Here is an 11,104-nt window from a genome sequence, read left to right on the forward strand (position 1 = left end):
TGAGGGCGCGCCGGTGGTGTTTGGGGCGTGTTTCGGGGGCGCATTCGCGTCGCAGTCGTACCGGTGATCTGTCGCCGACGTGCCGTGATTCCTGGCCGGGTTCTTCCACGCCTCGGGAGCGGACGAGGAGGCCTGGGGCTTCGCGGACTCCTCGGCCGTGGTGCGCGCCGCGCCGTTGCCCCGTCGTTGTTGCCCCGTCGTTGTCTTCATCCCGTCCGGCTGATCGTGACCCCGGCTGATCGTGATCCCGTCGGGGCTGATCGTTCTCTTGCGGTCGGCCTGGTCACCCTTTCCGCCGTACGCGCTCTATGGCGTACGGGAGTTCGGGGAAGCCCGGACGGCACGGGCGGCTCCGCCGGGGCGCATTGGGCGGAGCACAAGCGGCGCGGGCACGCTCTCGCGCGCGTCCTTCATGGCAGCATGGTGAACCGGTTCGTGCGGTGCACTGGTTGTCCACGGCCTGTGGAGGCGGCGATGCGGTGGTTGGTGGGGTGGAGCAGCACCGCCGCGGGAGCCGTCGCTGCCGGTTCCGCGGGGGCCACCGGGCCCGACGGTGAGACCCTGCACCCGGTGGGGGCCCAACTCCTGTGGGGCGACCCCGATCCGCTGTGGGCCGTGGGCGACTGGCGGCCCGACGAGGTGCGGGTCGTGAAGGCCGACGAGCGCACCCGCATCGCCGTCCTCGGCATCTGCGGCGCCACCGACGAGCAGCTGCGCGCCGCGCTGTTCGCCGCGCGTGGCGGGGCACTTCGGCACCTGACCGCCTGGCCGGGCAGCTACACCGCGATCGTGCAGGTCGACAGGAGGATCACCGTCTGCGGCGATCTCGCGGGCGCGCGGCCGGTGTTCCACACGCCCTGGGCCGGCGGCACGGCGTACGCGACGGCCGCTCTGCCGCTCGCCGACCTCATCGAGGCCAACCTCGACTTCGGGCACCTCGCCGCGCTGCTGGCCGCCCCCGACGTGCCCGCCGCGCTGCACGACTCCACGCCGTACGACGGCGTGAAGCGTGTTGCGCCGGGGCATGCGCTCATCCTGCGCGCCGGGGCGCGGGAGATCGCCGGGTACGAGCCGGTCGCCTCGCTGGCGGTCGCCGCTCCTGCGGCCGATCCCGACCGTGCCGTGGACGCCCTGCGCGACGCCCTCGTCGAGTCCGTGCGGACGCGGCTGTCCGCGCCGCGGCACGTCCCCGGGGCGGACATCGACCCCGGGCCCGTGCCCGGGATGGGGCCCGCCGAGCGGCGGGCCGCGCGGGGGACGCCCGTCCCCGGCATCGGGGCGGACCTGTCCGGCGGCCCCGCCTCCGGGACGCTGGCGCTGCTCGCCGCCGGGCTGCCCGGGATGCCGGGCACCGTCCTGGGGCACGGCACGGGTGCGGGGGAGCGGCTGCTGGCCGTCACCTTCAACGACCTCGCCGTCCGCGGGCGGGAGGCCGAGCTGGAGCGGGCGGGCGCGCTGGCCGCGAATCCCCGGCTGCACCACGTCGTCGTGACCGGCGGCGAGGAGACCCTTCCCTACGCCGACCTGGACGGTCCGCTCACGGACGAACCGGGGTCGTGCCTGGTGACGGCCGCCCGGCATCGGGCCCGGCTGGCGGCCGGCAGCGCGGACCACTTCACCGGGTACGGCGCGCGCCAGGTGCTGGACGCCCACCCCGCGCGGCTGGCCGATCTGCTGATGGACCGCAAGCGGCGTCATCTGGTGCGGCCCGTCGCCGCGTTGGCGAAGGCGGACGGGTCCGTGTTCGTCCCCGCGCGCGTGTACGCGGCGGCGCGGCGGCTGTCCCGTACGTCGTACCGGTCCGGTCTGGAGTCCCTGGCCGAGCGCCTTCTCGACCCGCGGACCGACGACGGTCTCGACGCGCCCGGCGGGGCGATGGACGCCTCTCTCGCCGCGCTCACCTGGGGCAGAGCCGGGCCGGCGGCGCGCTGGCTGACCGGTGAGGCGCTCGCCGAAGTATCGGTTCGCCTTCAGACGGCCACGCACCGGTCGGAGACGGTGGGGCCGGGACAGCGCCCGGGCGACTTCCGCGCGCGGGCGGTGCTGGCGCGGCGGGCAGCCGATCTGAGGGTGCTGGAGCAGGCCGCGGAGATCCGCTTCCAGCGGCTGCACGCGCCGTTCCTCGACAACCAGGTCGTACGGGCCGCGCGGGCGCTTCCGGAGGCGCTGCGGGTGCGGCCGGGGGCGCGGGCGGCGATCCTGCGCACGGTGCTGGAGGGGGCCGGGGTGCGGGAGCTGCCGCCGGGGTGGGGCGTGCCGGTCCCGGGGACGGCGGCGGCGGTCGCCCGTACGGGGCTGAGGGCGGCGGTGGACTCGCTGGTCACCTTGTTCGACACGCCGCTGCTGGCGGAGGCGGGGCTGGTGGAGGCCCGTGTGGTCCGCAAGGCGCTGCGCGGCGCGGCGGCGGGTGAGCCGCTCCCACTGGACGGCCTCGCGGACCTGGTCTCCCTGGAACTGTGGCTCCGCCGCCTGCTGGCTCGCCGGGGCACCTGCTGGACGGGGACGCCGGCCCGCCAGCGAGCGGTACCGGCGGGGATCGCGCCGCAGCGGGGGGCGTTGGGGGCGGGGGCCGGGGGGCGGCGGGGGTAGCGCCTGCGGCGGCCTGTGCGGCGTGTGTGTGGGGGTGCGGGTTGCGCTTTTTCGTGTGGGGTGGGTCGGGGCCGTGCCGGGGGGTGTCCGTCCTCGGATCGGCGCGATGGGGTTGCGTCACGGCTGACTGTTCGTCGACGCGCCGACCGCTGCGGGCGGGCACCGCCCGACACGTCCCCTTCCGTGCGCGCGCGGGTGCCCGTCCTGCCCAGCTGCGGGCAGTCGTGCCGTCGGGGGCGATGGGGGTCGGCCAGCGCCAGCACCATCGCGGCCACGGCCCCCCGGCGTTGATCCCGGTCGCGATGCCGGGCTTCACCGGCGCGCCGACTCGCTCCGAGGCGGCCGTGCTCTCACCGGACGAGCCACCGCCCGTGCCGGACAGCGCGGCCGCTCCCGCGCCCCCGGCGTTGATCCCGGTCGCCTGGCGTACCGGGCGGCACCGAATCAGCCGACGACGGCGACCGGCACGGCGGCCGGGATGCCGCCGGCCACCTCTTCGATCTGCAGCGCGGCCAGCCGGCACCCCGCGCACTCCTCCAGGTGCTTGCGCAGCCCCCGCTCGGCACGGGTGCGCAGCCGCCGCGGACGTAGGTGCCGGGCTGGTCGGCGTAGCGCGCGCACGCCTCGTCGCCGGTGAGGGTGGCCCTGACGTGGGCCTGGAGGTACGCCTGCTTGAGGCCTTCACGGCCCCGGCCGGCGAGGACGCGGGTGCCGTTGGCGTCCAGTCCCAAGAGGGTGGCGACCTCGCTGGGCGACTCGTCCTCGACCTCGGTGTGCCACAGCACGGCCTGCAACCGCTCGGGCAGCGACCGGAAGGCCCGCATGGCCATGGCCTGCTCGGCCTCGTGCATCGCGCGGACGTCCGCGCCCAGTTCGAGCGTGTCGTCGTCGAAGCCGCGGGTGGACTCGGCGGCGAACACCGCGAAGTCGTCGACGAGCTGTTCGCGCCGCGCCGACCTCGTCCAGGAGGCGGCGACCCGGCGCATGGAGGTGAGCAGGTAGGCGCGGACGGCGTGGCTGGGGCCGGAGCCGCCGCGCACCGCCTGGAGCATGCGGGCGAAGACCTCCGCGGTCAGGTCCTCCGCGGTGTGGTCGTCCCGGTAGCAGGAGCGCGTACCGGCGTACGGCCGGCCCGCGCGTGGCGCCGGTACAGCTCCTCGTACGCCCTGTCGTCGCCGGAGCGCATCCGGCCAACGAGGTCGGCGTCGGACGGGGGCCCCTCGCGGGGTGGCGGCAGGACACCGTCCTCGTGCCACTCGCGCCGGGCCGGGACCGGTCCGGCGGCCGGGTGCGCGTCCGCGGGAACGCTTCCGCGCCCGCCCTGGTGCGGTAGCTGCGGGGGTACGCCGCCGGCTGTGGCATCGCCCCTGCCGCTCGACTCGTCCCGCCCGTCAGCGCTCATCGCGGATGGCCCCCGCCGGCTTCCCAACCCGTCCGAACCACCAGGCGAGCGTGCCACAAGGGTTTCCGGCGAGAACCCTGGCCAGCAGATGATCACTCATCTGCGGGGATCTGTCGCACTTGAGTACTGGCCGTCACTCGATCAAGGAAGGTTTCGGCATCAGCCCGGCCCCGGCCCCGCGTCCGGGCCCCGACGGCTCACTCGGCGCGGCAGGCCCGCCCACTCACGCGGGCCGGGAACGCAGCCCTTCCAGCAGGATGTCCAGCAGCCGGGCCGACGCCGCCGCCTGCTGGGCGGCGTCCGGCAGCGAAGGTGCGGCCGTCGCGATGACCAGCAGGACGTCCGACACGGACACGTCCGCCCGCAGCTCGCCCGCCGCCCGGGCCCGCTCCACGAGCCGGCCGACGACGTCGAGCAGCGCCGTCGTCCCGGCGTCGTCCTCCGGAGCCGGGACGGAGGCGACCGCCACCGGCTCCTCGGGCACCAGCCGCAGCTCGGACCCGCCCGGCTGGGTGCGCTGCTGCGGCACCCGCGGAGCGCCGGTGCCGTCCTCGACGGAGACCCGCAGCACCTGCGGCGGCAGCAGCCGCCCGGCGCCGGAGGCCACCGACGTGCGCAGGAAGCGCGACAGCGCCGACCACGGTTCGTCCTCCTGCCCGAGCGCCGCACGGGCCTGGTCGGTCAGCCGGGCGGTCTCCTCCGCGGCTATCCGCCGTACCAGGATGTCCTTGCTCGGGAACCGCCGGTACACCGTGCCCACGCCGACCCGTGCGCGCCGTGCCACGTCCTCCATCGGCGCGCCGTAGCCCAGCTCGCCGAAGACCTCGCGGGCCGCACGCAACACGTGCTCCAGGTTGCGCTGGGCGTCCACGCGCAGCGGCGTCGTGCGCGGACCGTCCCCGCGTCCGTGGCCCGCCCCCGCGCTCATCGTCACGCCACCCGCCGCGAGAGCGGAAGCGGACGACCAATGAGAATCCTGAACATGCATACGCATTCCCCCGGTAACAACGTCTCCCCCCGGAGACTCTCCCCGCCATTCGATGCCGGGACGAGGGAACAGGCCCCGCGGCCCGCCCGTCGCGGACCCGGTGAGCGCGTCCCCCCACACCCCGTCGACACACGAACATAGTTGAGAGGGAGTCAATTCAGAAGGGGCAGGTTCCGCACGGAGCGCCCACCGATCGGAGCACGGGCCGTATACGTCCTGATTGTTCCCCCGCGCGCCTCCGGCACCACCCACGCTGAGCTGCGGGAACTCGGTGCACCCCGTCATTCCGGCCAACCCCGCGCGCTCGCCCGCTCCGGTCACACAATCGGTCGAGGCTGTGGACAAACGCAAGCGGCGGGTGCGTCATGGGATGGTGAAGGAACGTGCGCGCATTCTCGTTGTCGGCGGCGGCTACGTCGGGATGTACACGGCCCTGCGCCTGCAGCGCAGACTGAAACGGGAACTGGACCGGGACGAGGCCGAGATCACGGTCGTCACCCCCGACCCGTACATGACCTACCAGCCGTTCCTCCCCGAGGCCGCCGCGGGCGCCATCTCGCCCCGCCACGTCGTGGTACCGCTGCGCCGCGTCCTCGGCCGGTGCCACATCGTCATCGGCGAGGTCACCGCCGTCGACCACGCCGCACGCACCGCCACGGTCACCACCCTGGCCACCGAGGAGGAGGCCACCGGCGCCCGGCGGCTGTCCTACGACGAGCTCGTCCTCGCCCCCGGTTCCGTCTCGCGCGCCCTGCCGATCCCCGGCCTCGCCGACCACGGCATCGGCTTCAAGACCATCGAGGAGGCCATCGGCCTGCGCAACCACGTCCTCGAACAGATGGACATCGCCTCCTCCACCCGCGACCCCGCGATCCGCGACGCCGCCCTCACCTTCGTCTTCGTCGGCGGCGGCTACGCCGGAGTGGAGGCCCTCGGCGAACTGGAGGACATGGCCCGCTACGCCGCGCGCTACCACCACAACGTCCAGCCCGAGGACATGAAGTGGATCCTCGTCGAGGCCTCGGACCGCATCCTGCCCGAGGTCGGCGAGGAGATGGGCCGCTACACCGTCACCGAGCTGCGCCGCCGCAACATCGACGTACGCCTGCGGACCCGCCTGGAGTCCTGCGCCGACCGGGTCGCCGTCCTCAGCGACGGTGCCCGCTTCCCCACCAGGACGGTCGTCTGGACGGCCGGCGTCAAACCCCACCCGGTGCTCGCCGCCACCGACCTGCCCCGCGACGACCGCGGCCGCCTGATCTGCACACCGGAGCTGTCCGTCCGGGGCACCCCGCACGCGTGGGCCGCCGGAGACGCCGCCGCCGTCCCCGACGTCACCGCCGCGGAACCGGGACGCGAGTGCGCCCCCAACGCCCAGCACGCCGTCCGCCAGGCCGAGGTCCTCGCCGACAACATCGTCCACAGCCTGCGCGGCGAACCCCTGACGACGTACGCACACTCCTACGCCGGCTCCGTCGCCTCGCTCGGTCTGCACAAGGGCGTGGCCCACGTCTACGGACGCAGGCTCAAGGGCTACCCGGCCTGGTTCATGCACCGCGCCTACCACCTCAGCCGCGTGCCCACCTTCAACCGCAAGGCGCGCGTGCTGGCCGAATGGGCCCTGGCCGGACTGTTCAAACGGGAGATCGTCTCGCTGGGTTCACTCGAACACCCCAGGGCCGAGTTCGAACTCGCGGCCGGTGGAAAGCCTTCTCACGATCCCCCGCACAACCCGAAGGGGTCGTCCTGACCCGACCCAGGAACTCCATCGGCCGGCCCGGCGTCTGAGGGATGTCGGTCCGGTCACGCACTGCCAGACTGGTCCACCACCACGGGTGTGCCACGGCTCGCCCCGGTGTGCGGGCCCCCGGGCCCCGGCCGGTTCCGGTGCCGGCCGCCGACCACTACACGAGGCAAGGATTCGTGAACTTCACGCGCTGGAGCGCCCGGCTCCCCGGAACGCAGCGCCGCGCCGCAGCGCGGACCGAGCGGACGGCCTCCCCGGACCGGCGGGGGGACGGCTCCGTCCCCGCCGCCCGTGCCGAACAACTGACCGACGAAGCCCCCTCCGTCCCCGCCGTCGACGACCTGCGGGTGCGCGAGGTCCTCGACCGCGTCCCCTCCCTCGTCGCCCTGGTCCACGGCCCCGACCACCGCATCGCCTACGTCAACGCCGCCTACACCGCCGCCTTCGGCGTACGTCCCCCGGGCGAACGCGCCCGCGAGGCCCTCCCCGAGCTGGACGCCCTCGGGCTGTTCCCCCTTCTGGACCAGGTCCAGCGCAGCGGCAGACCCCGCACGGTGAAGTCCCGCAAGGCCCCCGACGGCCGCTCGTACACCTTCACCTGCACCCCGGTCGCCGAACGCGACGGCACGAGCGGCGGCGAGGGCCGCGGCGTCCTCGTCTTCGCCACCGACGTCACCGACCACGCCGAGGCCGCCGAACGCCTGCGTGCCAGCGAACGCCGCCAGCGCGAGACGGCGGTCACCCTCCAGCGCTCCCTGCTCCCCCAGGAGCTCGAACAGCCGGACGACCTGCGCATCGCCGCCACGTACCACCCCGGCGGCACGGAGGCAGCGGTCGGCGGCGACTGGTACGACGTCATCACCCTGGGCGGCGGCCGCACCGCCCTCGTCATCGGCGACGTCATGGGCCGAGGCGTCCGCGCGGCGGCGGTCATGGGCCAGCTCCGCACGGCCGTGCGCGCCTACGCCCGCCTCGACCTGCCCCCGCACGAGGTCCTCCAGCTCCTCGACGGCCTGGCCGCCGAGATCGACGCCAACCAGATCGCGACCTGCGCGTACGCCGTCCACGACCCGAACGAGGGCAAGCTGGTCTACGCCTCGGCCGGTCACCTCCCCATCCTCGTCCGGGACGAGAACGGCACGGTCCTGCGCGCCGCCGAACCCATCGGCCCCCCGCTCGGCACGGGCGGCTGGGTGCACGCCTCCGGCTCGATCGCCCTGGGCCCCGGCTCCACGGCCGTCCTCTACACGGACGGCCTGGTCGAGCGCCGTGACGCCGACCTCGACGAGGGCATCGAAGCCCTTGAACGCGCCCTGGCCGGAGCCACCGGCACCCCCCAGGTCGTCTGCGACCGCCTGGTCCGCTCCGCCGGGGTGACACCCGACCACGACGACGACGTGGCCGTCCTGGTCCTCCAGCACCCCGCCCGCACCGGCGCCGTGAGCGAGCTCTTCCGCAACGCCGCCCTCGACCTGCTCGGCGGGGTGGAAGCGGCCCCCCGCGCGCGTGCCTTCGCCTCCGGCGTCCTGACCAGCTGGCGCTTCCCCGCCGGCCTGCACGACCTGGGCGTCCTGGCCGCCAGCGAACTGGTCGCCAACTCCCTCCAGCACGGCACCCCGCCGATGCGCCTGCGTCTGCGCCGCACCGACCGCCGCCTGATCATCGAGGTGACCGACGGCGACGACCACCTCCCCCGACGACGCCGCGCCGAACCGGCCGACGAGTCGGGCCGGGGCATCGCCATCGTCGCCACGATCGCCTCCAACTGGGGCTGCCGCCGCACCCCGGGCGGCGGCAAGGCGGTCTGGTGCGAGTTCGCCCTGCCGCGCCTTCCTCTGCCCTAGCAGGCCGGTGCGGGGTCAGACGTCCGCGGACACGGGCGCCCCGCCCCGGGCCACGACCCGGCTCCTCGCCACCCACGGCTGGTCCTGCGCCTCGGTCAGCTGCCGCCCCAACCGCACCGCCAGGACACTGATTCCCAGGGAGAACACGAAGAACGCCACGACGTACGGCGCGTGCAGGGAGGCCCCCAGCGGCCCGCCCACCGCCGGCCCGACGGCCAGCGCGAGCTGCTTGACCAGGGCGAACGCGGAGTTGTACTGCCCGGCCATGCCCTCCGGCGCGAGGTCCGCGACCAGCGGGGCCACGGTCGGCGACAGCATCGCCTCACCCAGCCCGAACAGCGCGTACGTCGAGACGAACGCGGCCGTCGCCATCTCCTGGCTCCCGTGCCCCAGCCCCGCGTACCCGGCGACGGCCCACGCCACGGCCCAGATCAGCCCCACGGCCGCGATCACCCGCGAGCGCCGGCGCCGCTCCACGAACCGCAGCACGGCGAACTGCGCCACGACGATCACCAGCGTGTTCGCGGCCAGAGCCGTCCCCAGCGCCGACGTGGATATCCCGGCGGCCTCCACGCCGTACGCGCTCAGCCCCGACTCGAACTGCCCGTAGCAGGCGAAGAACAGCACGAAGCCCAGCACGCACAGCTGCACCATGGCCCGGTTGCCCAGCAGCTGCTTCCAGCTGCCCCGGCCCGCCGCCACCGGCGCCCCCTCGATCCGAGGCGCGTGCGGCGTCCGCACCGTCGCCATCACCACGACCAGCAGCAGGAACATCGCCGCCTCGATCGCGAAGAGCAGGGTGAAGGAGGCGGTACTGCTCGTGTCGACCAGATGGCCACCGATCAGCCCGCCCACCCCGAGCCCGAGGTTCTGCAGGAAGAACTGCAGGGCGAACGCACGCGACCGCGACTCCGCCGGCGAGCAGTCCACGATCATCGTCGCCAGCGCCGGCTGCATCACGGCCTGCCCGGCCCCGAGCAGCGACGCCGACACCAGCACGGCCGCCGCACTGCCCGACACCCCCAGCGACAGCGCACCGACGGCGGCGGTGACCAGGGCGGCGAGCAGCACCGGCAGAGGGCCGCGCCGGACGATGGCCCGCCCGGCGAACGGCAGCACGATCAGCGCGGCCACAGCGAAGACGGCGAGCACGAGACCCGCCGTCATGGCTCCCAGCCCCCGCACCTGCGCCACGTAGACGTACAGATACGGGACCGTGAAGCCGAGCCCGAACGCGCTGAGTGCGTTGCCCACGTGGATCCGGCGCATCGCTGCGCCCATCGCCCTGGTCACGTTCACCTCTCTCAGAAGTTAGGAGTGAAGACTTAGAAGCTAAAGTTAGAAACTAAAGAGTACAGATCAAAGGACTTCAAGGCAAAGAGGGAGCGTGCCATACTGCGCCCATGGGCGACACCTCCGGCCCCAGTGAGCCGACCCTCGAAGAGCAGATCGCCGCGTACCAGCGCGAGTTCCAGGACCTGGACCCCCAGGTCGAGCAGATCGTCTCGGCCCTCTCCCGCCTGAACCGCCGCATGAACGTCGCCTACGGCCGCCATACCTCGGCCCTCGGCATCAGCAACGCCGAGTGGGAGGTCCTGAAGGCCCTCGTTCTCTCCGGTGCCCCCTACCGCCTGGGCCCCAGCGACCTCGCCAAGCGCCTCGGCCTGACCCCCGCGGCCATGACGCACCGGATCGACCGCATGGTCGGCGAAGGACTGGTGACCCGTGAGCGGGACGAGTCCAACCGCGTCCGCGTCATCGTGGAGCTGACATCGGAGGGGCGAGAGAAGTGGCTGGAGGCGATGCGCCTGGCGTCGGTCTTCGAGGAAGACCTGCTCCAGGACCTCTCCCCGGGAGAGCGCTCGGTGCTGGGCGAGGTGCTCACCCGCCTGCTGCGTCGGGTCGAGGATGCCCAGCCCGACGCCGGCGGACGCCTCACTGACCTGGACTGACGCCCGAACGAAAAGATCTTGACAGGGAGTGCTTGACACCTCCCGGGCCGATCCGTACAGTTCTTCGGGTTGCCGCGGAGCCTTAACGGCTCTTCGACAGCACTTCCGCCGCTTCAGCGGCACCAACCATCAGCAAGATCGATCCCAGCGGGGTCGAATTCTGTGTGCCCGAATTCCATGCGAATGGGGACTCGACGTCCTGATCGACTGCCGGTCGGCAGCGATTTTGGAATTGCCGAGAGACCGCGCTAAGGTTGGACACGTCGGAACGGCCCACCAGCCGCGAGGACAAGCCCCTCTGACTGGGAATCAGGACCGAAAGGGTCTGATAGAGTCGGAACCGCCGGAAAGGGAAACGCGGAAGCGGGGACCTGGAAAGCGCCGAGGAAATCGGATCGGAAAGATCTGATAGAGTCGGAGACGCAAGACCGAAGGGAAGCGCCCGGAGGAAAGCCCGAGAGGGTGAGTACAAAGGAAGCGACCGTTCCTTGAGAACTCAACAGCGTGCCAAAAGTCAACGCCAGATATGTTGATACCCCGTCCATCGGGTGACCGATGGTCGAGGTTCCTTTGAAAAAACAC

The 11,104-nt window shown here is 73.3% G+C and carries 7 protein-coding genes; 4 read left to right on the forward strand and 3 right to left on the reverse strand.

Features of this window, described 5'->3' with window-relative positions; all coding sequences use genetic code 11:
• Positions 1-474: 474 nt before the first annotated feature.
• Positions 475-2,589, forward strand: a complete 2,115-nt coding sequence (locus ACFW6P_RS04095) for an asparagine synthase-related protein (protein ID WP_386348779.1) — start codon at positions 475-477, stop codon at positions 2,587-2,589.
• 350 nt (positions 2,590-2,939) lie between these two features.
• On the opposite strand, the gene ACFW6P_RS04100 is transcribed toward ACFW6P_RS04095, so the two are convergent.
• Positions 2,940-3,641 (reverse strand): RNA polymerase sigma factor, encoded by a 702-nt coding sequence (locus ACFW6P_RS04100; RefSeq protein WP_386348776.1) that lies wholly within the window; start codon positions 3,639-3,641, stop codon positions 2,940-2,942.
• A gap of 573 nt (positions 3,642-4,214) precedes the next feature.
• On the reverse strand, positions 4,215-4,979 hold the full coding sequence (locus ACFW6P_RS04105; RefSeq protein ID WP_386348773.1) for a TetR/AcrR family transcriptional regulator: 765 nt from the start codon (positions 4,977-4,979) through the stop codon (positions 4,215-4,217).
• Positions 4,980-5,349: 370 nt separating this feature from the next.
• Here ACFW6P_RS04105 and ACFW6P_RS04110 point away from each other — a divergent pair, with 370 nt between their 5' ends.
• Together ACFW6P_RS04110 and ACFW6P_RS04115 are read left to right on the forward strand one after the other, a co-directional pair.
• Positions 5,350-6,729 (forward strand): NAD(P)/FAD-dependent oxidoreductase, encoded by a 1,380-nt coding sequence (locus tag ACFW6P_RS04110; protein WP_386348770.1) that lies wholly within the window; start codon positions 5,350-5,352, stop codon positions 6,727-6,729.
• 173 nt (positions 6,730-6,902) lie between these two features.
• Positions 6,903-8,570, forward strand: coding sequence for a SpoIIE family protein phosphatase (locus ACFW6P_RS04115; RefSeq protein ID WP_386348767.1), 1,668 nt, complete (start codon positions 6,903-6,905; stop codon positions 8,568-8,570).
• 15 nt (positions 8,571-8,585) lie between these two features.
• Here ACFW6P_RS04115 and ACFW6P_RS04120 read toward each other — a convergent pair whose 3' ends face one another.
• On the reverse strand, positions 8,586-9,851 hold the full coding sequence (locus ACFW6P_RS04120) for an MFS transporter (protein ID WP_386349323.1): 1,266 nt from the start codon (positions 9,849-9,851) through the stop codon (positions 8,586-8,588).
• A 122-nt stretch (positions 9,852-9,973) separates the two neighbouring features.
• Between ACFW6P_RS04120 and ACFW6P_RS04125 the strand changes: the two genes are divergently transcribed.
• The gene (locus tag ACFW6P_RS04125) at positions 9,974-10,522 is read left to right on the forward strand and encodes a MarR family winged helix-turn-helix transcriptional regulator (protein WP_386348764.1); all 549 of its coding nucleotides are present in this window, start codon (positions 9,974-9,976) and stop codon (positions 10,520-10,522) included.
• Positions 10,523-11,104 lie beyond the last annotated feature (582 nt).

The organism is Streptomyces sp. NPDC058741, from assembly GCF_042746715.1.
GTDB lineage: Bacteria > Actinomycetota > Actinomycetes > Streptomycetales > Streptomycetaceae > Streptomyces.